This is a genomic window from Bradyrhizobium sp. UFLA05-125 (assembly GCF_059803515.1).
In genome coordinates, this window is record NZ_JBANBJ010000008.1 from 148,642 (window position 1) to 173,650 (window position 25,009).

Below are 25,009 nucleotides of genomic sequence, written 5' to 3' on the forward strand. Positions count from 1 at the left end.
ACGCTCTGCTTGCACACACGCTTGTGAAGCCAGAAGTGTGACCTGGCGGCTTGCCGTTGCGGCGAACTTCTCCTTACGATCTCCGCGTTTCAATCAAGAATTGCTGGGGTGGACATTTTAAAGGAGTGATAGTCATGGCAATGGCAGTGAAACGTGGTGCAATTCCGAGCCCGCGACACGAACTGGCAGCGGCGATGCCGCATGTGGCGCTGGCTCATGTCCCCGCCCATCATTTGTTCTTTCCCAAGAAACTTTCGATCTGGCACAACGACGTCCATGGCGACTGCGTGACCGCCGAAGAGGCCTTCGCCAAGGCCTGCCACAAGCCGGAGATATTCATCAGCGACGCCGAGGTGGAGAAATGGGCCAAGGCCCACGGCGTCTATGAGGGCGCGGTGCTCATCAACGTGCTGAAGGCCATGCAGAAGGAAGGCTTCAGCCAGAGCGACCACTCCTATGACGACGGCAACCCGACCACGGTCGACTGGACCAACCCGGCGGTGCTGAAGAGCGCGCTGTATCACGGGCCGGTCAAGATCGGCGTCGCCGCCGACCAGCTCGAGAACACCTGCCGCGCCCACAACTTCAAGACCGGCTGGTTCGCCACCGGCTACACGGCCGACACCAATGAGGATCACTGCGTGAGCCTGTGCGGCTACGGCACCATGAGCTGGCTGGCGCATCAGATCGACACCTCCGTGCCATCGGGCATCGACGGCACCCAGCCCGGCTACGCCATGTTCACCTGGGGCAGCATCGGCATCATCGACGTGCCGTCGATGGTGGCGATCACCCACGAAGCATGGCTGCGGACACCGACCACCGTCGTGGTCTGATCTGCTATTGGCGAAGATTGGTGGCCTGCCGTTCCGGCGGGCCACCGGTCAGCGCGTAATGACGTTGCCGCTACCCGACGCTCGCCACGATCACGGCAAGAACCGACAGCATCAGCAGAATCATCAACAGTTGCAGCGAGGCGGCCGGCTGCGTGCGCCACTCCGTGATCTTGTCGGACAGCGACAGATCGCCGTCGAAGAACTTTGGCTCGTAGATCATCTTGAACAGGCTCGGGAGCTTCGGCCCCAGCGACACTGCGAGCACCGCGTGGACCAGCGAGGCGCCGATCACGAACATTGCGACGCCGGCGTCGCCGACGAGGTCCTTGTTGCCGGCGAGCTTGAGCATCAGCGCGGCCGTCGCAAAGGTCGGAAAGCTCTGCAGGACCGCGGTCAGCGCAAGGCCTTCGAGCAGGTTCTGCAGACGGGATTTTCGAGCGGCGGCAGTCACGGCCATACGCGTCTCCCTGATGACACGCATATGACACTAGCGCTAGCCAGCACCTCCCGATGTGAGCTGGGTCACGAGTCCCCGCTACAGCTTACCCTGCCCGTTCACCTGGCTCTGTTGCTGTTGCTGCTGCTTCTCCTGCTCCTTCGCATGATGCCGGCCATAGAGGCAGCCGGCCGCGGCGCCGAGCACGCCGTGGTGGCCCGCATAGTGGCCCGCGACGCCGCCGACGACGGCGCCCTTGATGCAGCCCTTGGCATTGGCGGCCGACGGCACGGCGAGCGAGAGCGTGGCGGCGAGGATCAGAAGCGGGAATTTCATGGACTTGTGTCTCCGGAATAGCTGTCGCCTTTCCAACGAGCACAGGGGCGCTGGAGTTCCCGGAGCCATCGGCATGGCATCAGACGCCGCACACTGTCTGTCGCGTCACCACGAAGGCGCATCCCGCGCACAAATCCTTGCAGGAAAGTAGTCACACAATTTGCAATTGCATGCGATGAACCGTGTATTACGCCGCCGCGTCAAAACCTCTGCAATCCTCGGTGTTTTTGCGGATTGTTCGGGTTGGGCAGGCCGCGATAGCGTTTGCTATGTGCGGGCCAATGGGCGGGCGGAGCATGACGGTTGAGAGCTTGAACAGGCAGCGCGTGCTGCATCTCCTCGATACTTTTGCGCGAGGCGATCTCGATGCCGCGCTGGCGTGCTGCACCGACGACGTCGACTTCCTCAGCCACGCGCCGATCGACGTGCTGCCGCACATGGTGCCGCGGCACGGCAAGGCCGAGCTGCGAAAACTCTGGCAGACGGTGTGGTCGCGCTACTCCGAGATCCGCTACGAGGCGGCCCATGTCGTCTCCGAAGGCGAAGAGGTCGCGACATACTTGCGCGCCTTCTTCAAGAAGCGCGCCAACGAGCGCATCGTGCAGTTCGACATGGCCGTGTTCTATCGCTTGCGCGACGGAAAAGTCGCGCAGATCCGCGAGATCATCGATTCCTACGACCTGGTGCAGCAGGTGCTCGAGCGCGAGATCGCCCCGCTGATCGTCGGCGAGCGGGTGGAGGGGTAGCGCTTCTCAGCGGAGACAACGGTGCACTCCCTCTCCCCGTTCTTACGGGGAGAGGGTTGGGGTGAGGGGCCTCTCTCCACACGTTCGACCGCCGCTAGACCTGTCCGCCCTCACCCGGGTCGCAAGAGCGACATAGCCGAAGCTTCGCTTCGGCGTTCTTGGCGAACGGCCGCCGAGGGCGGCCTATGCCTCTCCCCGCAAGCGGGGAGAGATGAAGACGGTGAGCGGTGAAAATTGAACCTCCCTCCTCTCTCCCCCGACCCATCCCGGGGCGTTGTGGACGCCCGCTAACCGAATGCGGGCCGATGAAAATCGCGTTGCTTGCCGTTTTGGGGCTGTTTCTGGGATCGCTGGGCGGGGCTGCGCTCGGCATCGGGGCCGGACTCGCCTGGGTCGAAATCTTCAAGACCACGAATTTCGAGGGCTATAGCGGCATGCTGGTCTTCTTCACCTTCATGCCATTGGGGGCCGGGATCGGCGGGACCACAGGCGCGGTGCTGTTCAGCCTGCTGGCGATGCGCGACGACGCGATCGCCGTCGAACGGGAACCCGTCGCCCGGACCGACCGGTAAATTACGGGGTTCTATTGTAAATTTCACAAAGCGGGTTCAATTGCGCATTGCGAAAACGTGAATTGCATTTTCGCGAGCAGAGTCTATTTGTTTGTGTACGAACGAATTGGGCAACCCCGCGGCGCCTACTGTGCATGGGGTTGTTTTTCGTTTTTTTTGCCAGCCAGTTTCAGGAACGACCCAAATGACGGAGCACAGTCTCTGGCGTTTCTCGCGTGCGTTGCATGGCGCGATCAACGACCGGCAGTTTGAGGATCTCGAGACCCTGATCGACGAGGACGTCGACTGGGCGCTCTATGGCCCGATCGACATGTTTCCGTTTCTCGGCGCGCGCAGGGGCAGGGATGCCGTGCTCGACGTCATCCGCCAGATCGCGGACAATTTCCGCGTCCGCCGCTTCGACCGCGAGACCATCATGCTGGGCGTGGATTCCGCCTCCTCCATGCTGCGCTATTCGCTGACGGCGCTCGATTCCGACAAGCCGATCTCACTGCGGGTGGCGCAGTTCGCGCAGTTCAAGGCCGGCAGACTGCTGAGCATGCGCGTGCTGATCGACAGCTTCGATCTCGTCGAGCAGGCGCTCGGACGTCCCATTCATCTGCCGAAGATAAGCCGGGTGGGGTGAGGGCACCAACGGGTCCCGTCTCTCCCGGGTCCGACGACGTACGCGTGAGCGCCTGGCGGCCCCGCCGGGTCGCTTCCTCTCGCCGGGCGCGCGCTTTGCGCGCGGCCCGTTGGTCTTCGCTATAATGTGACGTTTCGCCCACCCCTTGCCGCCACAATTTTGCGACGATATCTCCGCATCGTGCACGCGGAATGAAGCGCATGACCGTGCCGGAAAACCCCGCACAGTTTTCCCGATCATGCGCTGGGCTTGCGGGCAGGACGATGGAATTCTCGACAGGGTTTGGCCGGACCAGGCTGCCGATTCTGGCGGCCGCGTTCATCTTGGCGTCCATGACGGTGGCGCCGGCGCAGATCATCCCGATGCAGCCCGACCAGGCCGCGCCCGAGGAGGCCGAGGAAACGGCCGACGTCAACGATCCCGACGTGCTCAAGGGCATCGACGTCGACAGGCTCGACTGGAGCCAGCTCAATATCGACGCCGCCACGCTCAATGAGTTGATGGCAGCGAAGAAGCGCGCGCAGGCGTCGGCCAGTGGCGGGCCGAACTGGTCGAGCGACCAGCGCGCCAACGGGACATCGGCGGTGACCGTGAAGCAATCGGTCACCCCGTTCTGGGATACCCAGGTCGGCGCCGACATGACGGTGGCGCGCGAGCCCACCACGATGTCCGAGCTCTTGGCGGAGAAGGCCGCCAATGGCGGCAGCGTGCCGCAATCCTCAGGCAGCGCCTGGGCGACGGCGACCGCGCCGGGCGCGGGCTCGATCTGGGACAAGACCGCGGTGGAAGCCCGCGTCGATCCTGGCGCCGAAAGCAGCAAGCTCGGCGCCTCGCTCAGCAAATCGGTGCCGTTGTCGGACGAGCATTCCCTGACGCTGCAGAACGGCTACAGCGTCAACCAGCAGGGCACGACGCCGATCCCCGGCATCGCCGGCCGCACTACGCGCAACTACGGGACCGACCAGTCCGCCAAGGTCACCTTCGGCGCGACCGGTACGAGCATCATCGCCGGCCAGACCATGTCGACATCAGACGACAAATGGCTGCGCAAGGTCGGCGCCGAACAGAAGCTGTTCGACAACGTCACAGTCTCCGGATCCGTCGGCGAGACCGCGCAGGGCACGACGAACAAGAGCCTGACGGCGGGATTCAAGAAGAGCTGGTGATGGCTTCGCCTCTCTCCACCAGCGAGGAAACGAGGCGCCGCCACGGCAAAGCCGCCGAATGGTCGATCCTTGCCGCATCTCGGCCTATATGCGGTCAAAATCGGACGCACTGATGCTGCTCGCCTTACAGACGTCGTCGTGCGGGGGAGACTCGCGCTGCGCTCAACGCGAACAGGGGAACAACGATGAACGCCATTCGTTCGGAAAAGATTGAATCAACGGAGACCGAGGTCACCGACAGCAACCTCGCTGCGGTCACTGAGGTCGAGGCCGGCATCCGCGACTTCGTGCGCAACGACATCGCCTATCTGCGCCGCCCGGCCGCGGGCGGCGAGCCGGCGCTCGATACGTCGGCGGAAGCCACCGTCACCAACGTCAACTCGCTGATCCAGCGTGTCGCCGGCACTTCGCTCGCCGAGATCGAGAACCTGATCTCCGAGCTCGAGAGCCTGCGCGATCTCCTGCATGCCGAAGGCCAGCGCGTCCAGCGCGAGATCTCCGGCTACGCCCAGCTCAGCCAGGCCGCGATGAAGTCGACCCGCATGATCTCCGACAACGTCGCGCAGTGGAAGCGCGCCGCTGACGGCCTGCGCAATAGCTGATCGCCGCCCACAGCGTCATGACCGCCGCGTTCCCAAAGGAGCGCGGCGGATTTTGATTCCGGTAGCGATTTGAACTTTCCATCGCCTCGCCGCGACTAAAGCGTAGCGCGGGCCTCCTTGGCGGGCCCTGGCAGGGGACAGTTTCAGATGGAAAGCATTCGGCCCGAAAATACGGACCCCATCCCGCTGCGCCCCGCGCCGACGCAATTCGGCACGATCATGATCCGCTTTGTCGGGCTGCTGGTGGTCGCGATCGTGATCCTGGCGCTGGTCTACAGCCGCTAAAGCGACTCGCCTCGCGCCAGCGATGTGATGGGTTAATGAACTGTTAGCGATCGGCCGCGACGGTCGAGGCCTCGAGCGTGTAGCCGCCATCGGCATAGCCCCGCACCACCATGCCGGCAATCAGCATCACCGCCAGCGTCGCGGTGGCGAAGATGAATCCGACCAGCTTGAGTGCGCCGCGGTCTGCCATGGTCCTCGTCCCCTGTCCTCTATCCCGTTGGTTCAAATAGACAGCGACAGGTTCACAATTGGTTAGCAAATCAATGGTTCCGCGAATTGCTTCGCGACGAACCGCATGGCGAGGCTTATGGCAGCGCGCGCTAATCCCGTCCATAGCGCGCGAGCAACACTTGCCGCGCATTTTGGCCGTTCAGAATGGAACTGGTCTAACCGCCCTGCCCGCGCATCGGCACGAAAGCGGTCGCGGTGATCGCGTACACCTGCTCGCCACGCTGGTTGGCGCCGGTCGTGGTGGCCTGCAAGATGCCCCAACCGGGACGCGAGGCGGAGACGCGCTTGTCGGTAATGATGCTGACGAAGCTCACGGTGTCGCCCGCGAGCACCGGCTTGATCCAGCGCAGGTCGCGAAAGCCTGGTGACGGCCCCCACACCGCAATCTTCTCGCCGCGCGCAGCAGCCTCCTTCGCAAGACGCTGACCATCTGCGACGAGCAGGCTCATGCAGGCGGAGCCGACATGCCAGCCGGATGCGGCGAGCCCGCCGAACAGCGAGTTCTTGCCCTCCTCCTCGTCGAGATGAAAGCGCTGCGGATCGAATTTCGCAGCGAACTGTTTGATGGCATCTGCGGTGAACGTGTAGGAGCCGATCTCGCGGCGCAGGCCGATCGATATGTCTTCGAAGAACCGCATCACTTAAGCCCTTCGCGCCGCTGGATCAGGATCGGCGAAGTCATCTCGCAGAGCGCCTCGCCTTTAGCGTTGCGCGCGGTGCATTTGAACTTGACGATGCCGAGCTCGGGCCGGCTTTTCGAGGCCCGCGCCTCCACGACATCGACATCGAGGGTCAGTTCGTCGCCCGGGCGCAACGGAGAGAGCCAGCGCACCTCGTCAACGCCGGGCGAGCCGAGCGAGGCCGCGCGGGTGATGAAGCCGTCGGCCATCATCCGCATCATCAGCGAACACAGATGCCAGCCCGAGCCGGACAGGCCCTTGAGCATGCTTTTGCTGGCAGTCTCCTCGTCGAGGTGCATCGGCTGCGGATCGAACTCGGCGGCAAAGGCCAAGATCTCGTCGCGGCTGACATGGCGCGGGCCGAACGTGCCGAAACGGCCGGGGGGAAAGTCTTCGAAGGTCAGGGTCATCTTGGTAAGATCAGTAAGGAATGACAGATTGTGGCCGCACTTTGCGGCAATCTCAACCCGCCCGCCAGCATGGCTCGTGCTACATTCGATGCGGCGGCGCGTGAGTCGGACTGACGCCGGGTCGGGTCCGATTTGCCGGGGGAGAGAGAATGTTCACGTTCAGCGACCTGTTTCAGTGGGACCGCTTCATCACGCCGACCATCATCAAGACCTTCTACTGGCTGGTGATCGCGCTGATCTGCCTGTTCGGCATCTCCGGCATCTTCTCAGGGCTCGCAGCGATGGCGATCAGCCCGTTCGGCGGATTTCTCGTGGTGCTCTCGTCGATTGCGAGCGTCATCGTCGGCATCGTATTCTCGCGCATCGTCGCGGAATTCATCCTGATCGTGTTCCGCATCAACGAGCATCTCGGCGCCATCCGCGACCAGGGCGGGATGCGGTGACCTCTCGTGTCCCGGACGCGGCGCGGCATAAAATGACGCGACGCAGAGCCGGGACCCATGCATCCACAATAGAGGAATCTGGGCCCCGGCTCTGCAGCGCAGCGCAAAAGCGCTGCGTCCGGGGCACGACAGCTCGTTACGTATTAAACCTGAAATGCATCACGTCGCCGTCGGCAACGGTGTAATCCTTGCCTTCGAGGCGCAGCTTGCCGGCATCGCGAGCGCCGGCTTCGCCGCCCAGCGCAACGTAGTCGTCATAGGCGATGGTCTCGGCGCGGATGAAACCCTTCTCGAAATCGGTGTGAATGACGCCGGCGGCCGCGGGCGCCTTGGTGCCGCGATGGATGGTCCAGGCGCGCGCCTCCTTCGGTCCCACCGTGAAATAGGTGATGAGGTCGAGCAGGGTATAACCGGCGCGGATCAGGCGATCGAGGCCGGCCTCTTCGAGGCCCAGCGTCTCCAGGAAGTCGACACGCTCCTCGCGCGACAGCGTCGCGATCTCGGACTCGATCTTGGCGGAGATGGCGACGGCGACGGCGCCCTCCTTCGCGGCCTGCTCTTCGACTGCCTTGGAGAAGGCGTTGCCGGTGGCGGCCGAGCCTTCCTCGACGTTGCAGACATAGAGCACGGGCTTCGACGACAAGAGACCGAGCATCGAGAAGGCGCGTTCTTCCTCCGCCTTGCGCTCGACGAGGCGCGCGGGCTTGCCGTCGCGCAGCAGCACCAGCGTGCGGTTGACGAGGTCGAGCTGCTCCTTGGCGTCCTTGTCGTTGCCCTTGGCTTTCTTGGTGAGGTTGTCGACGCGCTTCTCGAGGCTGTCGAGGTCGGCGAGCATCAGCTCGGTCTCGATGGTCTCGATGTCGGCAAGCGGCGCGATCTTGCCCTCGACATGGGTAATGTCGGAATCTTCAAAGCAGCGCACGACGTGCGCGATCGCATCGACCTCGCGGATGTTGGCCAAGAACTGGTTGCCGAGGCCTTCGCCCTTGGAAGCGCCGCGCACGAGGCCAGCGATATCGACGAAGGTCAGGCGCGTCGGGATGATTTGCGCGGATTTCGCGATCGCCGACAGCTTGTCGAGCCGCGGATCCGGCACCGCGACCTCGCCGACATTCGGCTCGATGGTGCAGAACGGATAGTTCGCCGCTTGCGCCGCAGCGGTCTCCGTCAGCGCATTGAACAAGGTCGACTTGCCGACATTGGGCAACCCGACAATCCCGCATTTGAATCCCATCGTGCCCTCTATCCGTAGTCGTCATGGCCGGGCTTGACCCGGCCATCCACGCCTTAACGCGCGGAACGAAGATCGTGGATGCCCGGGACATCTAGCGCGAAGACGCGCTTCTGTCCGGGCATGACGGAGGAGGCAGAGCAAGCTAACCCTGCTTCTCTCCGTTGTCGTCCTTGGTCAAAAATCCCTTCGCCTGCATGGCGAGATGCACCTTGTTGGCGAAGGTCGCGTCCGCGCCCTTGGCGAGCAGCGCGGCGTGCTCGGCGACCGCGTCACACAACGTCCTCACCCACTCGTCGTCGGCCTTGGCGAAGTCCGCCAGCACATAGCTGTGGACCATCGCCTTGACGCCGGGATGACCGATGCCGAGCCGCACCCGGCGATACTCGTTGCCGATATGCGCCGAAATCGAACGCAGACCGTTGTGGCCGGCGATGCCGCCTCCGATCTTCACCCGCACCTTGCCCGGCGGCAGCTCAAGCTCGTCCTGAAACACGGTGACGTCGCCAGGTGCAATCTTGAAGAAGCTGGAGGCTTCCTGAACGCTGCGGCCCGACTCGTTCATGTAGGTCGTGGGCTTGAGCAGGATGACGCGCTCGGTCCCTAGCGTACCTTCGGAGGTCTCGCCCTGAAATCTACGGCGCCACGGTGCGAAACCATGACGCCGCGCAATCTCGTCGACGACCATGAAGCCGATATTGTGCCGGTTGCGTGCATATCTCGCGCCGGGATTGCCGAGCCCAACAAAGAGTCGCATGACGCGGCGCGCCCCTCGCCTGGCGCGCGGTCAGAAGCCGCGCGCCAGCGCCTTGAGAGATTACTTCTTCTTGTCGCCGCCGGCGGGAGCCTTGGCAGCCGCTGCCGGAGCAGCACCCGCTGCCGGAGCTGCCGCGCCAGCCGCTGGCGCCGCCGCAGCCGCAGCACCCGGAGCCGCAGCACCGGCCGCAGCCGCAGCCGCCGCCTTCTGCTCTTCGGCGTAGCCGGAGGGCGGCACGATAGTGACGAGGGTTGCGTCCTCACGCGTCAGCGCCTTCACGCCGGTCGGCAGCTTGACATCGGACAGATGCAGGGAGTGACCGATCTCGAGCGAGCCGACGTCGGCCTCGATGTACTGCGGGATGTTCTCGACACCGCACTCAAGCTCGATCGCGTGAGCGACGATGTTGACGGTGCCGCCGCGCTTCACGCCGGGCGAGCCTTCCGCCTTCACGACATGCAGCGGGACGCTGATGCGGATGGTGGCGCCTTCGCCGAGACGCATGAAGTCGACATGGATCGGGAAATCCTTGACCGGGTCGAGGTGGAAGTCGCGCGGAATCACGCGGTGCTTCTTGCCTTCGAGGTCGATGTCCACAAGCGTGGTCAGGAACCGGCCGGCGAGGATGCGCTGGCGCAGTTCGCGATCGTCAACCGAGATCGGGAGCGGGGGCTGGTTGTTACCATAGATCACTCCGGGCACTCTCCCGGCGCGACGCTCAGCCCGGGCGGCCCCCTTGCCGCTCTTCGGACGTGCGGTCGCCTTCAATTCCTTGACGGTCGCCATAACGTTAAGTCCTTGTTTTTGCAAAAGTTAATGGGCCGCAAGGCGGCCCATGGTTTTCGCCGCAGCAAGCCTCCAGGGGTGCGGGGGCCGCGGACGTGGCGGGCTTTTAGCCGGAAGCTGCGGAAATGACAAGGAGAATGGGCGGCCGTCCGGGCTCCGGTAGCCCGGACGGAGCGCAGCGAAATCCGGGGTCGGTGTGGACGGAACTAGTCCCGGATTGCGCTACGCTCCATCCGGGCTACTTGAATGCAGCTTTCAGGGTGTTCCGCCGAGCTTGGCCTCCAGCGCCGCGATCCGGTTTTTCAGGGCCTCGTTCTCCTCGCGGGCGAGGCGCGCCATGTCCTTGACCGCCTCGAACTCTTCGCGCTTCACGAGGTCCATGTCGCGCAGGAATTTCTCGGCCTGGGTGCGCATCACCGTGTCGAACTCGCGCTTGACGCCCTGGGCGGCACCGGCGGCGTCATTCATGAGGCGTCCGATCTCGTCGAAAAACCGGTTGGTGGTCTGTGTCATGGCGATCTCCGGATGCCTTTGCGCGAACTGAAGCCTGGGAAGACAATGGCAATCCGGACCCCGCCGATCAAGGGCCGGATGAGCGCCTGAGCCGTCCTTGTCATGCCCTGGTTTCCTTGCCATCGTACTGATTGGCTGGGCATAACAAGAATCACAAAGCGAAGCGCGAGACCATGATCGACCAGCAGATCGAGATCCCGACCAAGGACGGCTCGACCACCACCTTCATCACCCATCCCGAGCGCGGCGGCCCGTTTCCGGTCATCATCTTCTACATGGATGCGCCGGCGATCCGCGAGGAGCTGCGCGACATGGCGCGCAGGCTGGCGACGTCTGGCTACTACGTGATGCTGCCCAACCTCTACTACCGCTCCGGCGTGATGGAGATCGGGCCGGTGCCGCCAGACCCGAATGCGCCGGAACGCAAGCGCATGTACGAGCTGATGAACTCGATCAACATCCCCCTGATCATGGATGACACGCACGCGCTGCTCGCCTATGCCGAGGGTCAGGCGGCCGCCAACACCACGCTGGTCGGGACCGTCGGCTATTGCATGAGCGGCCGTTACGCCATCAATGCCGCCACGCATTTTGCCGAACGTGTGAAGGCCGCGGCCTCGATCTACGGCACACATCTGGCGACGGACGAATCCAACAGCCCGCATCTCGCGGCGAGCAAGACCAAAGCCGAGCTCTACTTCGCCTGCGCCGAGACCGACGTCTACGCGCCGCAGGAGATCATCGACAAAGTGAAGGAGGGCATGCACGCCGCCAAGGCCGAGGTCGAGATCTATCCGGGCACCCATCACGGCTTCGCCTTCCCCAAGCGCCCGGTCTATCACCGCGACGCCGCCGAGCGGCACTGGGAGCGTCTGCTGGCGCTCTATCGCCGCAATCTTGTCTAGAACCTGGGCACGATGCCGCTTCTTCTGATCAACTTTCCCTCCTTCGACCCGATCGCGATTGCGATCGGGCCGTTCGCCATCCGCTGGTATGCGCTCGCCTATATCGGCGGGATCGTAATCGGCTGGATCTACGCCCGCGCGCTGGTCAAGACCGACAGGCTGTGGAGCGGGCCGGCGCCGATCTCGCTGGTCCAGCTCGACGATTTCATCCTCTGGGTTACGCTCGGCATCATCCTGGGCGGCCGTACCGGCTATGTGCTGTTCTACAACCTGCCCTTCTTCATCGAGCACCCCTCCGCGATCCTCAAATTGTGGGAAGGCGGCATGTCCTTCCATGGCGGCTTCTTAGGCTGCGTCGTCGCGGTGATGTGGTTTGCTCGCCGGAACGAAATCTCGATCCTGTCGCTCGGCGACATCACGACCGCCGTGGGGCCGATCGGCCTGTTCCTGGGGCGCCTCGCCAATTTCATCAATGGCGAGCTATGGGGCCGCGCCGCCGATCCCAGCCTGCCCTGGGCGATGATCTTTCCGACCGGCGGCAACGTGCCGCGCCACCCGAGCCAGCTCTATGAAGCCGGCATGGAAGGCATTTTGCTGTTCACCGTGCTCGCGGTGATGATCCGCCTCGGTGCCTTGAAGCGGCCCGGGATGATCCTCGGCAGCTTCATCCTGATCTACGGCCTCACCCGGATCATCGGCGAGCATTTTCGCGAGCCGGACGCGCAGCTCGGATTTTTGTGGGGCGGGTTAACCATGGGCATGCTGTTGTCGATCCCCATGCTTATCGTCGGCGCCATACTTATTGTATTTGCGGTGCGACGCGGTGCGCCCAGACCGCTTCAAGCCATTCGTTAATTCATTTCGAGAAGACAGGCTGTGACCGACTCGCCGCTGCTGAACGAGATCAAGTCGCTGATCAAATCCTCCGGCCCGATGCCGGTGTGGAGGTACATGGAGCTGTGCCTGATGCATCCGCGTCACGGCTACTACATCTCACGCGATCCGCTCGGGCGCGAAGGCGACTTCACCACCGCGCCGGAAGTCAGCCAGATGTTCGGTGAGCTTCTGGGGCTATGGACGGCATCGGTGTGGAAGCAGATGGGCTCGCCGCAGCTGTTGCGACTGATCGAGCTCGGGCCCGGCCGCGGCACCATGATGGCGGACGCGCTACGCGCGCTGCGGGTGCTTCCGCCGCTCTACCAGGCGCTCCAGGTCCACATGGTCGAGGTCAATCCGGTGCTGCGCGAGCGGCAGAAGGCGACGTTGTCGAGCGTACGCAACATCACCTGGCACGACTCGATCGACGACGTGCCCGAAGGCCCTGCGATCATTCTCGCCAACGAATATTTCGACGTACTGCCGATCCACCAGATGGTGAAGCGCGAAAACGGCTGGCACGAGCGCGTCGTCGATATTGATGCGAACGGCAAGCTTCAGTTCGGCGCCGCCGCTGATCCGACACCGCGCTTCGACGTGCTGCTGCCGCCTTTGGTGCGGGTGGCGCCCGCTGGCGCGGTGTTCGAATGGCGGCCCGATGCCGAGATCATGAAGCTGGCAAGCCGCGTGCGCGACCAGGACGGAGCGGCGCTGATCATCGACTATGGCCACTTGCGCAGCGATGCCGGCGATACCTTTCAGGCGATCGCACGCCACACCTTTGCCGATCCCCTGAAGGCGCCAGGCCAGGCCGACGTCACCGCCCATGTCGACTTCCAGGCGCTGTCGCGCGCCGCCGAGGGCGTAGGCGCTCGCGTCCATGGCCCCGTGACGCAGGGCGAGTTCTTGAAGCGCCTCGGCGTCGACACTCGCGCCGCCGCCTTGATGCAGAAGGCAACGCCGGATGTCGCAACCGACATCGCCGCAGCGCTGAAGCGATTGACCGATACGGGCCGCGGCGGCATGGGCTCGATGTTCAAGGTGCTCGCCATCTCCGAACCGCGACTCACCTCGCTCGCGGCCCTGAGCGACCATGTTGAGGAAGGTGACGACGCATCATGACGCTTGGCACGACCCTTGGCTCCTCGCTGCTCTCGGCCGTGCCCGGCCTGCGCCACGCCTTCTTCACCCGCGAGGGCGGCGTCTCCAGCGGCATCTATGCCGCGCTCAATGGCGGGCTCGGCTCCAATGACGACCCAGCCCTTGTCGCGGAGAACCGCCGCCGCATGGCCGAGCATGTCGGTGTTCGGCCCGAGCATTTCATCAGCCTGCACCAGGTCCACTCGCCCGACGTGCTCGTCACCGACGGCGCCTGGCCGAGCGGTCCGCGGCCGAAAGGCGATGCGATAGTCACGCGCACGCCTGGCCTCGCGCTCGGCGTCTCCACAGCGGATTGCGGGCCGGTGCTGTTCGTCGACCCGAACGCGCGGGTGATCGGCGGCGCGCATGCCGGCTGGAAGGGCGCGCTGACGGGCGTGCTGGAATCGACCATCGATGCGATGGAAAAGCTCGGTGCCGAACGCGGCCGCATCATCGCTGCGGTCGGCCCCCTGATCCGCCAGGAGAGCTATGAAGTCGGCAACGAGTTCGTCGCGCGCTTCATCGAGGCGGACGCGGACAACGCGGTGTTTTTCATTCCCTCCGTGCGCGAGGGCCACGCGATGTTCGATCTCGCAGGCTTCATCCGCATGCGGCTGGAAGCCGCCGGCATCCTGATGATCGACGATCTCGGCCTCGACACCTATGCCGACGAGCGCTTCTTCAGCTATCGCCGCTCGGTGCACCGCAAGGAGCCGGACTACGGCCGGCACATCCATGCGATCGCGCTCGAAGCGTGAACACAACGGCAACACTGTGATTTCCGTCATTCCGGGGCGGCTCGAAGAGCCGAACCCGGAATCTCGCGCCACAACCTCCAGATTCCGGGCTCTCGCTACGCGAGCCCCGGAATGACTGCATTTGGGAGTGTGGCTCCCCCGCCCTAGACGTTAATGCATTTTAACGATATCGCTGCCCTCCATAATGAGGGAAGCGTCATCATTCTTGCGCCGCGCAGGCACGCGCGTGCTGGCGGCTATGTTGCTGGCGGCATCGTGCGCGCTTGGCGGCTGCGCCGGCGGCGGGGCGGCGAGCAACTCCTATGCGATGGCGCCGCCGAGCGGCGGCAGCGGGACCACGGTAGCCTTTGAATCCATCGACGGGCCGCCGCCGCAGGTGTTCGATCGCATGGTCGGCGTGCTCGACAGCGAATCGAAACTTCGCAGCCTGACGGTGGTCTCGCGCGAGGGCACCGCTGCCTACCGCGTACGCAGCTATCTCTCGGCTCAGGTCGTCCGCGGCAAGACCATGATAGCCTGGGTCTGGGACGTCTATGACGCCAACCAGCAGCGTGCGCTGCGCCTGTCCGGTGAGGAACCCGGCAGCAAGGCCGGTCGCGACCCCTGGTCGGCCGCCGACGACCTGGTGCTGCGGAAGATCGCGCAGGCCGGATTCAGCGGACTTTCCAATATGATCAACGGAACGCCGGCGGATTCTCCCGCCTTGCGGGGACCTGCGGTGGCGAGCGTGCTGCCGGGCCCGCCCGCACCGGATATGCCCGCCGCGGCGCTCGGCTACGCCGAGCGATAACCAGCGCTAAACCACGGCCCCAATACCCGGCCAAACCGTTGGCCCGACTCAGGATTTTCGCAGGGAAAACGTAGCACCCCGGGTTGCCAGTGCGGCCTCGGGCCTGATATTTGCTCGCCCGTCGAAACCGTGCTCCATGGGTATCCGAAATGTTGAACGTCGTGTCCAGCAAGGCGCGGGAGGAAGCGACCATGTCGGCCAAAAACGGCTCAATCAAGCTGGTTGCCGGCAATTCCAATCCGGCGCTCGCGCAAGCGATCGCGCAAGGCCTGCATGTGCCGTTGACGAAAGCGGTGGTACGACGCTTCGCCGACATGGAGATCTTTGTCGAGATCCAGGAGAACGTCCGCGGCTCGGACGCCTTCGTCATCCAATCGACCTCGTTCCCCGCGAACGACCATCTGATGGAGCTCCTGATCATTACCGATGCACTGCGCCGCTCGTCGGCGCGTCGCATCACGGCGGTTATCCCCTATTTCGGCTATGCGCGGCAGGATCGCAAATCCGGCTCCCGCACGCCGATCTCGGCCAAGCTGGTCGCGAATCTGCTCACCCAGGCCGGCGTCGACCGCGTCATGACGCTCGATCTGCATGCTACCCAGATCCAGGGCTTCTTCGACATCCCGGCCGATAACCTCTACGCCGCCCCCCTGATGGTGCGCGACATCAAGGAGAAGTTCGACCTCTCCAAGGTCATGGTGATCTCGCCCGACGTCGGCGGCGTGGCGCGTGCGCGCGGGCTCGCCAAGCGCATCAACACCCCGCTCGCTATCGTCGACAAGCGGCGCGAGCGTCCCGGCGAGTCCGAGGTCATGAACGTCATCGGCGATGTTGCCGGCTACACCTGCATTCTCGTGGACGACATCGTCGATTCTGGCGGCACGCTGGTGAACGCAGCCGATGCGCTGATCGCCAAGGGCGCCAAGGACGTCTACGCTTATATCACCCACGGCGTTCTCTCCGGCGGCGCGGCCGCGCGCATCGCCTCCTCGAAGCTGAAAGAACTGGTGATCACCGACTCGATCCTGCCGACTGATGCGGTGATCAAGTCGCCGAACATCCGCACATTGCCGATCGCAAGCCTGATTTCGGATGCGATCGCGCGCACGGCGGCGGAAGAATCGGTGTCGAGCCTGTTCGACTGATTTTCACCTCTGCACCCTTGGGCGGGCTTTGTAGGGTGGGCAAAGGCGCGAAGCGCCGTGCCCACCTTTTTTGTTGCCGCGAAAGCGGTGGGCGCGCTTTCGCTTTGCCCACCCTACGCTAACCCGCCTCCGCAGCCACCACCCCGGCAAAAGACGCGAAGAACTCGCCGGCGAGCTTCGTGGCGGTCGAGTTGATCAGCCGCGCCCCGAGTTGGGCGAGCTTGCCGCCGATCTGGGCGTCGACATCATAATGGAGCACGGTGCTGTCGGCGCCGTCCGATTCCAGCCGCACTACGGCGCCGCCTTTGGCGAAGCCGGCGACGCCGCCGGAGCCTTCACCCGAAATGCGATAGCTGTTTGGCGGCCGAAGATCGGACAGCGTCACCTTGCCGCCGAAGGTTGCCTTCACCGGGCCGACCCTGAAGACGACGGTGGCGGTCATTTCGTTCGGGCCGGTGACCTCGAGCGACTGACAGCCGGGGATGCACTGCTTCAGCACATCGGGATCGTTGAGCGCAGCCCAGACCTTGTCACGGGATGCGGGAATGCGCTGGCTGTCGGTCATCTGCATGGTCGGTCCTCTCCTTGTCTTCAACAGCGGCGGCGCGCTGGCCGCGGCGGCGCACCTGCGTGATCTCGGCGAGGATCGACATCGCGATCTCCTCCGGTGTGATGGCGCCGAGATCGAGCCCGGCCGGCGCCTTGACGCGATCGATCGCAGCGGCGTCGACGCCTTCCGCGATCAGTTTTGAGCGCAGTGCCGCCGTCTTGCGGCGGCTGCCGACGAAGGCGTGATAGGCGGCCTCAACAGCGACCGCCGCCCGCAGCGCGACCTCGTCGCCCTTGCCTTGCGTCGAGACCACGACGAAGCGTTTTGCCTCGGTCAATTCGCTCAACCGGTAGCCGTCGATAAGCGTGTCGGCGTCGGGCTGCGAGGCGAGATCGGCCGACGGCGCTGCCAGCGTCACGTGAAAGCCGAGCGTGCGCGCCTGCGCCGCGAGCGACAGCGCCACCGGGCTCGCGCCGAGCACGACGAGCGAGGGATGCGGCAGCACCGGCTCGACGAAGATGTCCATGGTGCCCTTGCTCGGGCACATGTTGCTGGCAAAGCGGATACCGTCACGGCTCTCGCCCGGACTGACGCCGAGCTCGGCGAGCAGATTCTCCGGCTGCACCGAGACCATCCGCGGCACGCCATCGGCGAGCGCCTCGCGCGCCGCCATCAGCACCGCGCCACGGGCGCAGCCGCCGCCGATCCAGCCAGCGACGATGCGGCCGTCGGCCGCGATGATCGCCTTTGCGCCGGCTTTCGCCGCCGTGACCGACACGGTGCGCACCACGGTCGCGAGCACGAAGGCACGCTCGGCGGCCTTCATCTGCGCGACGAGATCGAGCACCTCGACATTCGCTGTCGCTTTACTGATCATTTGGGTGCCTCCGTCAGAGCTTCGCCAGATAGGGTTCGAGCGCGCACAGGCTTTGCAGCGTGTTGGCGGGCGCGTAGAGATCGACATGGGGCAGCGCGGCCTTGATGCCCCTCGCCTCCGGCGCGTAGCCATCCCACGCCATCATCGGATTGAGCCAGACGATGCGCCGGCAACGCCGCGACAACGCTGCCATTTCGCGTCCGAGCAATACCGCATCGCCGGTCTCGTAGCCGTCGGATACGATCATCACGCAACTGCGCGAATGGATCACGCGCTGCGCGTGCCAGCGGTTGAAGCTTTGCAGGCTCTCGCCGATCTTCGTGCCGCCGCCTGCACCCTGCGCCATGATCGAGAGGCGGTCGAGCGCGCGGCCGGCGTCCTTCTCCTTCAACGCATCGGAGACATAGGCAAGCCGCGTGTGGAACAGAAACGCCTCGGCCTCGTGGAATTCGTCGAGCACACCGTGGATGAAGCGTAGGAATACGGATGTGTAGGCGCTCATCGAGCCCGACGCATCAAGCAGCACGATCAGCCGCAGCGGCTTGTTCTTGCGCTGCCGCTTCACCAGGCTGATTGGCACGCCGCCATGGCTGATGTTGCGGTGGATGGTGCGGCGAAGATCGAGCCTGTGGCCGCGCCGCCGTGCAAGATCACGCCGTGTCAGCCGGGTGCGCATCACTTTTGCGAGCTGCGCCGCGGCCTCATGTGCCTGCGCGATCTGGTCGGGATCGCTGAGCTTGCGGAAGTCGACTTCGGCAAGGTTCTCCGCACGCGAGGCGCCTTCCATCCGTCCCTCGCCGCCGAGCCCATCCGGCGCATCGTCGGATGACGGGATCTGGTCGGTCAGCGGCTGATCGCCGCCCTGTTCCGTCGTCGTATCCTGCAGGGTCTTGAGTGACGGGCTGCTCGCGCCTTGCGCCGCGCCGATTATCCGCGAGCGCGAACGCACGCGCTTGCCAAGCCAGAACGCGTCGAACAAACCGTCGAATTTGTCCCAGTCGGACTTGCGCGCCGAGAACAGATGCTTGAACGCTGAACGCAAGAGGCCCGGACGCGCAGCATACCCCACCGACATCAGCGCCGCCGCGTCCTGCCCCTCTGCGAGCCCGACGCGGAATCCGGCGTCGCGCAGCGTACGCAGGAAGGCGGCAAGCCGCGTGGAGACGAGGCGGGAGACCTCGTTGAGGTCCTCGAATTCAGGGCTCGCGCCGCAGCAGCTCATGCGACTCTCCCGAGCAGGCGTTCCGTCACCTCGCGCGTGAAACGCGCGCGGTCCTCATGCGTCTTCAACAGGCAGATCAGCGTCTCATGCACGGTCTCGGGCGCATCGTGGAGATCGCTTATGTCGAGGCCGACAAGCGCTGCCGCCCAGTCCAGCGTCTCCGCGACACCAGGCACCTTCCGCAATTCCTCCTTGCGGACGCCTTCGACCATGCGTGCGATCTGGAGCGACATGGAGGGGCTTGCGCCCGCGATCCGCGCCAGGATGATGCGGGTCTCGCGATCGACGTCGGGATAATCAACATAGTGATAGAGGCAGCGCCGGCGCAACGCATCGGAGAGCTCGCGCGTGGCGTTCGAGGTCAGCACCACCTGCGGGATGGTGGTCGCCGGGATGGTGCCGAGCTCGGGGATCGAAACCTGGAAGTCGGAGAGCAGCTCGAGCAAGAACGCCTCGAACTCGTCGTCGGCACGGTCGATCTCGTCGATCAGCAGCACCGGCGGTTGCGCGCGGCGGATCGCGGCCAGCAGTGGTCGCTCCAGGAGGTACTTTTCCGAGAAGATCTGGTCCTCGATGCTATCAGTGCCGCGATGCGCCTGGATCGCCAGCAATTGGCGCTGGTAGTTCCACTCATAGAGCGCGGAGGACTGATCGAGACCCTCATAGCATTGCAGGCGGATCAGCTCGGTCGCATGCACTTTGGCAAGCGCCTTCGCCACTTCCGTCTTGCCGACGCCCGCCTCGCCTTCCAGCAGCAGCGGACGCCGCAACAATTGCATCAGCGAGATCGCGGTCGCGAGCTCCGTGTCGGCGATGTAGCCCGACGCAGCCAGCGCCTGCGCGATCTCGTCACGGCCTTTCATCGCTACGCGACCGCTCCAAGCTGTTTCGCCGCCTTCCAGTTGCGCCAGTAGTCGTGCGGCATCTGGATGTGCGTCGCCCCCAGAAACGCGAACGCGTCGTTGACGGCGTTGGAGAAGGCCGGCACACCGCCGACGTTCGGGCTCTCGCCGACGCCCTTGGCACCGATCGGATGATGCGGCGACGGGGTCACGGTGAAGTCGGTCTCCCAATGCGGTGTCTCGACTGCGGTCGGCATGAAGAAGTCCATGAACGAGCCGGTGACGACGTTGCCGGTGTCGTCGTAGCGGATCTCCTGCCCCATCGCGATCGCGAAGGCCTCGGTGAGGCCGCCATGCACCTGGCCCTCGATGATCATCGGGTTGATGCGGGTGCCGCAGTCATCGAGCGCATAGAAGCGCCGGACCTTGTACACGCCGGTATCGACATCGATATCCATTACGCAGAGATAGGCGCCGAACGGATAGGTCATGTTGGGCGGATCGTAGTAGGAGACCGCCTCGAGCCCCGGCTCCATGCCTGGCGGCACCGAGTTGTATGCCGCCCAGCAGATATCCTTCATCGACATGAACCTCTCCGGCAGGCCCTTCACCCGGAAGCCATCGATGTCCCATTCGAGGTCGTCCTCGTGGACCTCGAGCTTGTAGGCCGCGATCATCTGCGCCTTGGCCTTGATTTTTCGGGCAGCCATCGCGATCGCGGCGCCGGCCACGGGCGTCGAGCGCGAGCCGTAGGTGCCGAGCCCGTAAGGCGCGGTGTCGGTATTGCCCTCCTCGACCTGGATGTTGTCGGCGGGAATGCCGATCTCGGTCGCGATGATCTGGGCCCAGGTGGTCTCGTGCCCCTGGCCCTGACTCTTCGTCCCCATGCGCGCGATGCCGGCACCGGTCGGATGCATGCGGATCTCGCAGGAATCGAACATGGCGATGCCTAGGATGTCGCAATTCTTCGACGGGCCGGCACCGACGATCTCGGTGAAGAAGGAGACCCCCAAGCCCATGATCTCGCGGGTCTCGCCGCGCGCAAACGCCGCGCGCTTGTCTGCCTGCTCCTTCCGGAGCGCAGCGTAGCCGGTCGTCTCCATCATCTTGCGCATCGCGGTGTGGTAGTCGCCGGAATCGTACTCCCAACCCAAGGCCGAGTGATACGGAAACTGCTCCGGCTTGATGAAGTTCTTCAGTCGCAACTCGGCTGGATCAATGCCGAGCTTCTGCGCCAGGATGTCCATGGCGCGCTCGATGCAGTACGCAGCCTCCGTGACGCGGAACGAGCAGCGGTAGGCGACGCCGCCCGGCGCCTTGTTGGTGTAGACGCCATCGACGGCGAGATGCGCTGTCGGGAAGTCGTAGGAGCCGGTGACGATGTTGAAGAAGCCGGCCGGCCATTTCGACGGATCGGCGCAGGCGTCGAACGCGCCGTGATCGGCGAGCACGTGGACGCGCAGGCCGGTGACCTTTCCATCCCTGGTCGCGGCAATTTCAGTGGTCATGTGATAGTCACGCGCGAACGAGGTCGCGGTCAGGTTCTCGATGCGGTCCTCGACCCATTTCACCGGCTTGCCGGTGACGATGGAGGCGACGGCTGCGCAGATGTAGCCGGGATAGGCGCCGACCTTGTTGCCGAAGCCGCCGCCGATATCGGGCGAGATCACGTGGATCTTTTGTTCCGGCAATTTCGCGATCAGCGACACCACGGTGCGGATCACATGGGGCGCCTGGAAGGTACCCCATATCGTCAGCTCGCCCTTGATCTTGTCGAAGGAGCAGACGCACTGGCAGGTCTCGAGTGGCGACGGATGGGTGCGGTGATAGGAGATCATCTCCTTGATCGTCACCTCGGCCTTCCTGAAGGCCGCGTCGGTCAGATCCTTGTCGCCGACGGTCCATTCGAAGATGTGGTTGTGGTGCTTGCGCGGGCCGTGGGCGCCTGTGGTCTTGCCGGCGAGGTCCTCGCGCAGCACAGGCGCGTCCGGCGCCATCGACTTGAAGGGATCGACCAGCGGGGTGAGCTGCTCATACTCGACGACCACCTTGTTGACGCCGTCGTCGGCGGCATAGCGGTCGGTCGCGACCACGAAGGCGACCTCCTGGTTCTGGAACAGCACCTTGCCGTCGGCCAAAACCATCTGCACGTCGCCGGCAAGCGTTGGCATCCAGGCGAGGTTAACCGTCTTCAGCGTCTCGGCGGTGATCACCGCGAGCACGCCGGGGACCTTCAGTGCTTCGCTGTCGTCGATTTTCTTGACGCGCGCATGCGCGTGCGGCGAGCGGACGAAATCGCCGTGCAGCATGCCCGGCAGCTTGACGTCGTCGACGTAGTTGCCCTTGCCTTGGGTGAAGCGGATGTCCTCGACGCGCTTGCGCTTGCAGCCCATGCCTTCGAGTGCGGCCGTGCGTTGTTCCCGCGTGGGAGTTAAGTCGTTCATTCCGCGGCCTCCTTGAATTCGATGCCGTTGAGCTTGGCGGCGGCGTATTGAATCGCCCTGACGATGTTCTGGTAGCCGGTGCAGCGGCAGATGTTGCCGGAGATGCCGATCCGGATTTCCTCTTCGGATGGCGAGGGATTCTCCTTCAGCAGGCGGTGCGCCCGCATGATCATCCCAGGCGTACAGAAGCCGCATTGCAGGCCGTGCATCATGCGAAAGCCTTCCTGCAACGCCGACAGCGAGCCGTCGGCATTGGCCATGCCTTCGACGGTCATGATGTCGCTGCCATGGGCCTGCACTGCGAACATGGTGCAGGACTTCACCGACATGCCGTCGATATCGACGGTGCAGGCGCCGCAGTGGGTGGTCTCGCAGCCGATATGGGTGCCTGTCATCCCGAGGTTCTCGCGGATGAAATGCACGAGCAGCGTCCGCGGTTCGACGAGGCCTTCGACCTCGGCGCCGTTCACCTTCATGGTCACATGTGTTTTTGCCATTTGTCCCTCTCCTAACGCGCGCGGCCGGCGGCGCGTTGCAGCGCCCGCACGACCATGATGCCGCCGACATGCTTGCGATATTCGACCGGCCCGCGGGCGTCCGCCGCCGGCGACATGATTGCTTCCGCCGCAGCGGCCGCGTTCTTCAACGCAGCCATATCGAGGCTCGTGCCGATCACCGCGTTTGCCGCGTCAGTGGCGAGCAGCGGCGTCTCGTGGACATTGGTGAGCCCGATCGCGCAGCTCGCGACCTTGCCGCCCGCCATGGTGAGCACGACGGCTGCGGCCGCGGTCGCGTAATCGCCGACCTTGCGCTTGAGTTTTTCGTAGGCGTAGCCGTGGCCCGCGGCGGGCACTGGGACCGAAACAGCGGTGAGGATCTCGCCGGGCTCGAGCGCGGTGAAATAGGCGCCCTGGTAGAAATCGGCCGCCTTGACCTCGCGGGTGCCGTTCGCGCCTTCGAGGCGATAGGTCGCGCCCAGTGTGAGCATCAGCGCCGGCATGTCGTTGCCGGGATCGCCATTGGCGACATTGCCGCCGACCGTGCCGCGGTAGCGCACCTGCGGATCGGCGATCAAAAGCGCAGCTTCATGGAGGATCGGCACTGATCTTGCGGTCTCCTCGGAGGCGAGCAGATCATGCTGGGTGGTCATCGCGCCGATGACGAGGCTATCGCCGTCGCGGCGGATGCCTTTGAGACCGGCGATGCCGTGGAGGTCGACCAGATGAGCGGGGCTCGCCAGCCGAAGCTTCATCATCGGCACCAGGCTGTGCCCGCCGGCCAGCGGCCGTGCGTCCTCGCCAAGGTCGGATAGCAGTTTGACGGCGTCGGCAACGCTTGCCGGCCGGTGATAGCTGAATGCGCCCGGGATCATCGTCTCCTCCCAATCGTCCTTGCGCACGCTGGCGCGGACGTTGGGCCGGACCGTCTTCCTGAGCGGAGCGAGCCGCAATGGTTGGGGCACAAAGAGGGGGATTTCGCACGAAATGCGGACTAAAACGCACGAATTGCGTCAGCTTGCGCGACCCTTCCTCGCGGCTCGGGTCTACGCGTGTCGCCGCGTCGCCAGCCCCAACCTCGCTTTCACCTCGGCGATTTTGGCGCGACTCACGGGCACGCGGTGTGGGGACGGACCGTCGAGCTCGAGCACGGCGCCGTCGCCCTCCCTGCGGACGAGGGCGACATGGGGAATGCAGACGATGTGGCTGCGGTGCACCCGAAGAAACAGGCTGGGATCGAGCTGCGCCTCGGCCTCCGAGATCGACCACGGGCACATGCGCTCGCGGGTGCCGTCATGCACCCGTGTATAGTGGGCGTCGGCGCGGACACTGCGGACATTGGCGGTATCGATGAAATGCGTGCCGTCGGCGCCTTCGACCGGCAGGCGGGGGACGGGTGCCGCGCGCGGCGGCTGGCCGACGCCGCCGAGCGGCGCCGACACCGGCCGCAGTGGCGCTGCAACAGAAGCTGGCTCGGCCGGGAACGCGACTGCCGGCGCAGTGGGATCGCCGGCCATCGCCGGCACCAGGGTCTGCCGGCGCGGATCCGGCACCAGTGAGAGCAGGAAGCCGGCGGCGATCACGAAGCAAAGCACTGCCACCACGATGGAGAGGATTTGTTGCGACGCCGCAAGGCTGCCGCCGAGATGCTGATGCGCTTCACCTGTGAGCGGCATGAAATGCATGCCGTGCATGGCGGTGTAATGCATCCCGGACACTGCGACGCCGAAGGCGATCGCGCTCACGATCAGGCGAAAGCCTTCCTGCTGCGCGAGGAAGGCGCGCAAGCCGCCATAGGCGGTACCAATCGCCACCACGACCGAGAGCAGCACGATTGGTTCGTCATGCGCGATTGTGAACGGCCCGGAAAGGCCGTGGATGCCCACATAATGCATGCTGCTGATGCCGACGCCGAGCAGCACGGCCGAAGACATCACCCGCTTCAGCGAGGGCTCGCCGATCGAGACGAAGAACAGGGAGATGCCGACCACCAGCGCGCAGATCAGGAACGAGATGATGGTGGGCAGGACGAGATAGACGGTGTCCGGCGGCAGCGGCGCCGCCAGCATGCCGACGAAATGCATGGTCCAGATGCCGACGGCCAGAAATGCCGCCGCGCCCGCCAGCAGCACGCGGTTGCTGACGCCCGGCGTGTTGCGGATGCGCGCCGCAAGCGCAAAGCCGGTATATCCGCCCAGGCTCGCGATCGCGACGGAAAGCGCGACGAGATAGGGATCGTGTCCTTCGAACATGATCTTGCCGGCCGGCCCGTCTCCACGGCCCGGTCTCCTCCCGCCGCCGAGTTTAT

Annotated in this window: 31 protein-coding genes; 14 read left to right on the plus strand and 17 right to left on the minus strand. The window is 64.6% G+C overall.

Annotation, left to right across the window (positions count from 1 at the left end; all coding sequences use genetic code 11):
• Nucleotides 1-134 precede the first annotated feature (134 nt).
• Nucleotides 135-836, plus strand: a complete 702-nt coding sequence (locus tag SO156_RS11410) for a hypothetical protein (protein WP_498534851.1) — start codon at nt 135-137, stop codon at nt 834-836.
• 70 nt (nt 837-906) lie between these two features.
• Here the strand turns inward: SO156_RS11410 and SO156_RS11415 are convergent, their stop codons facing one another.
• Both SO156_RS11415 and SO156_RS11420 read right to left on the minus strand, forming a co-directional pair.
• Nucleotides 907-1,293, minus strand: coding sequence for a hypothetical protein (locus SO156_RS11415; RefSeq protein ID WP_498534852.1), 387 nt, complete (start codon nt 1,291-1,293; stop codon nt 907-909).
• A 78-nt stretch (nt 1,294-1,371) separates the two neighbouring features.
• Nucleotides 1,372-1,608, minus strand: coding sequence for a hypothetical protein (locus SO156_RS11420; RefSeq protein ID WP_498534853.1), 237 nt, complete (start codon nt 1,606-1,608; stop codon nt 1,372-1,374).
• Between the two features lie 296 nt (nt 1,609-1,904).
• Here SO156_RS11420 and SO156_RS11425 point away from each other — a divergent pair, with 296 nt between their 5' ends.
• From SO156_RS11425 to SO156_RS11450, 6 genes are all read left to right on the plus strand, one after another.
• Nucleotides 1,905-2,354: a nuclear transport factor 2 family protein gene (locus SO156_RS11425; RefSeq protein ID WP_458148713.1), complete on the plus strand. Its 450-nt coding sequence runs from the start codon at nt 1,905-1,907 to the stop codon at nt 2,352-2,354.
• A gap of 305 nt (nt 2,355-2,659) precedes the next feature.
• Nucleotides 2,660-2,926 carry a hypothetical protein gene (locus SO156_RS11430; RefSeq protein ID WP_498534854.1) on the plus strand — a complete coding sequence of 89 codons (267 nt, stop codon included), beginning with the start codon at nt 2,660-2,662 and terminating at the stop codon, nt 2,924-2,926.
• 184 nt (nt 2,927-3,110) lie between these two features.
• Nucleotides 3,111-3,551, plus strand: coding sequence for a nuclear transport factor 2 family protein (locus tag SO156_RS11435; RefSeq protein ID WP_458148715.1), 441 nt, complete (start codon nt 3,111-3,113; stop codon nt 3,549-3,551).
• Nucleotides 3,552-3,814: 263 nt separating this feature from the next.
• Nucleotides 3,815-4,717 carry a hypothetical protein gene (locus SO156_RS11440; RefSeq protein WP_498534855.1) on the plus strand — a complete coding sequence of 301 codons (903 nt, stop codon included), beginning with the start codon at nt 3,815-3,817 and terminating at the stop codon, nt 4,715-4,717.
• Between the two features lie 185 nt (nt 4,718-4,902).
• On the plus strand, nt 4,903-5,319 hold the full coding sequence (locus SO156_RS11445; RefSeq protein ID WP_458148717.1) for a hypothetical protein: 417 nt from the start codon (nt 4,903-4,905) through the stop codon (nt 5,317-5,319).
• Nucleotides 5,320-5,466: 147 nt separating this feature from the next.
• Entirely contained in the window at nt 5,467-5,604 is a 138-nt protein-coding gene (locus SO156_RS11450) for a hypothetical protein (RefSeq protein WP_458148718.1), read from the plus strand.
• 43 nt (nt 5,605-5,647) lie between these two features.
• On the opposite strand, the gene SO156_RS11455 is transcribed toward SO156_RS11450, so the two are convergent.
• The 3 genes from SO156_RS11455 to SO156_RS11465 all read right to left on the minus strand — a co-directional run bounded on the left by SO156_RS11455 (nt 5,648) and on the right by SO156_RS11465 (nt 6,925).
• Nucleotides 5,648-5,794 carry a hypothetical protein gene (locus SO156_RS11455; RefSeq protein ID WP_027523110.1) on the minus strand — a complete coding sequence of 49 codons (147 nt, stop codon included), beginning with the start codon at nt 5,792-5,794 and terminating at the stop codon, nt 5,648-5,650.
• 196 nt (nt 5,795-5,990) lie between these two features.
• Nucleotides 5,991-6,473 (minus strand): MaoC family dehydratase, encoded by a 483-nt coding sequence (locus SO156_RS11460; protein ID WP_458148719.1) that lies wholly within the window; start codon nt 6,471-6,473, stop codon nt 5,991-5,993.
• Nucleotides 6,473-6,925, minus strand: a complete 453-nt coding sequence (locus SO156_RS11465; RefSeq protein ID WP_498534856.1) for a MaoC family dehydratase — start codon at nt 6,923-6,925, stop codon at nt 6,473-6,475. Before SO156_RS11465 ends, SO156_RS11460 begins: the two co-directional genes overlap by 1 nt.
• 149 nt (nt 6,926-7,074) lie before the next feature.
• On the opposite strand from SO156_RS11465, the gene SO156_RS11470 reads away from it, so the two are divergent.
• Nucleotides 7,075-7,368: a DUF4282 domain-containing protein gene (locus SO156_RS11470; protein WP_458148721.1), complete on the plus strand. Its 294-nt coding sequence runs from the start codon at nt 7,075-7,077 to the stop codon at nt 7,366-7,368.
• Nucleotides 7,369-7,504: 136 nt separating this feature from the next.
• On the opposite strand, the gene ychF is transcribed toward SO156_RS11470, so the two are convergent.
• The 4 genes from ychF to SO156_RS11490 all read right to left on the minus strand — a co-directional run bounded on the left by ychF (nt 7,505) and on the right by SO156_RS11490 (nt 10,655).
• Complete coding sequence (ychF, locus tag SO156_RS11475) at nt 7,505-8,602, minus strand: redox-regulated ATPase YchF (RefSeq protein WP_498534857.1); 1,098 nt, start codon at nt 8,600-8,602, stop codon at nt 7,505-7,507.
• Nucleotides 8,603-8,744: 142 nt separating this feature from the next.
• A complete protein-coding gene (pth, locus tag SO156_RS11480; protein ID WP_458148723.1) occupies nt 8,745-9,356 on the minus strand; it encodes an aminoacyl-tRNA hydrolase in 612 nt (203 codons plus the stop codon).
• Between the two features lie 60 nt (nt 9,357-9,416).
• Nucleotides 9,417-10,142, minus strand: coding sequence for a 50S ribosomal protein L25/general stress protein Ctc (locus tag SO156_RS11485; protein WP_458148724.1), 726 nt, complete (start codon nt 10,140-10,142; stop codon nt 9,417-9,419).
• A 255-nt stretch (nt 10,143-10,397) separates the two neighbouring features.
• Entirely contained in the window at nt 10,398-10,655 is a 258-nt protein-coding gene (locus SO156_RS11490; RefSeq protein WP_458148725.1) for an accessory factor UbiK family protein, read from the minus strand.
• 173 nt (nt 10,656-10,828) lie between these two features.
• On the opposite strand from SO156_RS11490, the gene SO156_RS11495 reads away from it, so the two are divergent.
• The 6 genes from SO156_RS11495 (at nt 10,829) to SO156_RS11520 (ending at nt 16,269) form a co-directional block, all read left to right on the plus strand.
• On the plus strand, nt 10,829-11,560 hold the full coding sequence (locus SO156_RS11495; RefSeq protein ID WP_498534858.1) for a dienelactone hydrolase family protein: 732 nt from the start codon (nt 10,829-10,831) through the stop codon (nt 11,558-11,560).
• A gap of 12 nt (nt 11,561-11,572) precedes the next feature.
• Nucleotides 11,573-12,415 carry a prolipoprotein diacylglyceryl transferase gene (lgt, locus tag SO156_RS11500; RefSeq protein ID WP_498534859.1) on the plus strand — a complete coding sequence of 281 codons (843 nt, stop codon included), beginning with the start codon at nt 11,573-11,575 and terminating at the stop codon, nt 12,413-12,415.
• Nucleotides 12,416-12,436: 21 nt separating this feature from the next.
• The gene (locus SO156_RS11505) at nt 12,437-13,558 is read left to right on the plus strand and encodes a class I SAM-dependent methyltransferase (protein WP_498534860.1); all 1,122 of its coding nucleotides are present in this window, start codon (nt 12,437-12,439) and stop codon (nt 13,556-13,558) included.
• Entirely contained in the window at nt 13,555-14,334 is a 780-nt protein-coding gene (pgeF, locus tag SO156_RS11510) for a peptidoglycan editing factor PgeF (protein ID WP_498534861.1), read from the plus strand. Before SO156_RS11505 ends, pgeF begins: the two co-directional genes overlap by 4 nt.
• Before the next feature lie 184 nt (nt 14,335-14,518).
• Entirely contained in the window at nt 14,519-15,124 is a 606-nt protein-coding gene (locus tag SO156_RS11515) for a hypothetical protein (RefSeq protein WP_498534862.1), read from the plus strand.
• 191 nt (nt 15,125-15,315) lie between these two features.
• Complete coding sequence (locus tag SO156_RS11520; RefSeq protein ID WP_498534863.1) at nt 15,316-16,269, plus strand: ribose-phosphate pyrophosphokinase; 954 nt, start codon at nt 15,316-15,318, stop codon at nt 16,267-16,269.
• Nucleotides 16,270-16,387: 118 nt separating this feature from the next.
• Here the strand turns inward: SO156_RS11520 and SO156_RS11525 are convergent, their stop codons facing one another.
• From SO156_RS11525 to SO156_RS11560, 8 genes are all read right to left on the minus strand, one after another.
• A complete protein-coding gene (locus SO156_RS11525) occupies nt 16,388-16,840 on the minus strand; it encodes an SRPBCC family protein (RefSeq protein ID WP_458148732.1) in 453 nt (150 codons plus the stop codon).
• Nucleotides 16,800-17,696, minus strand: coding sequence for an XdhC family protein (locus SO156_RS11530; RefSeq protein WP_498534864.1), 897 nt, complete (start codon nt 17,694-17,696; stop codon nt 16,800-16,802). Before SO156_RS11530 ends, SO156_RS11525 begins: the two co-directional genes overlap by 41 nt.
• A gap of 13 nt (nt 17,697-17,709) precedes the next feature.
• Nucleotides 17,710-18,918, minus strand: a complete 1,209-nt coding sequence (locus tag SO156_RS11535) for a vWA domain-containing protein (protein ID WP_498534865.1) — start codon at nt 18,916-18,918, stop codon at nt 17,710-17,712.
• A complete protein-coding gene (locus SO156_RS11540) occupies nt 18,915-19,781 on the minus strand; it encodes an AAA family ATPase (protein ID WP_458148735.1) in 867 nt (288 codons plus the stop codon). The genes SO156_RS11535 and SO156_RS11540 overlap by 4 nt, the downstream gene beginning before the upstream one ends.
• Nucleotides 19,782-19,783: 2 nt before the next feature.
• Nucleotides 19,784-22,204, minus strand: a complete 2,421-nt coding sequence (locus tag SO156_RS11545) for an aerobic carbon-monoxide dehydrogenase large subunit (protein WP_498534866.1) — start codon at nt 22,202-22,204, stop codon at nt 19,784-19,786.
• Nucleotides 22,201-22,701, minus strand: a complete 501-nt coding sequence (locus tag SO156_RS11550; RefSeq protein ID WP_498534867.1) for a 2Fe-2S iron-sulfur cluster-binding protein — start codon at nt 22,699-22,701, stop codon at nt 22,201-22,203. The genes SO156_RS11545 and SO156_RS11550 overlap by 4 nt, the downstream gene beginning before the upstream one ends.
• An 11-nt stretch (nt 22,702-22,712) precedes the next feature.
• A complete protein-coding gene (locus SO156_RS11555; RefSeq protein WP_458148780.1) occupies nt 22,713-23,576 on the minus strand; it encodes an FAD binding domain-containing protein in 864 nt (287 codons plus the stop codon).
• Nucleotides 23,577-23,747: 171 nt separating this feature from the next.
• Nucleotides 23,748-24,953 carry an MHYT domain-containing protein gene (locus tag SO156_RS11560; RefSeq protein ID WP_458148738.1) on the minus strand — a complete coding sequence of 402 codons (1,206 nt, stop codon included), beginning with the start codon at nt 24,951-24,953 and terminating at the stop codon, nt 23,748-23,750.
• Nucleotides 24,954-25,009 lie beyond the last annotated feature (56 nt).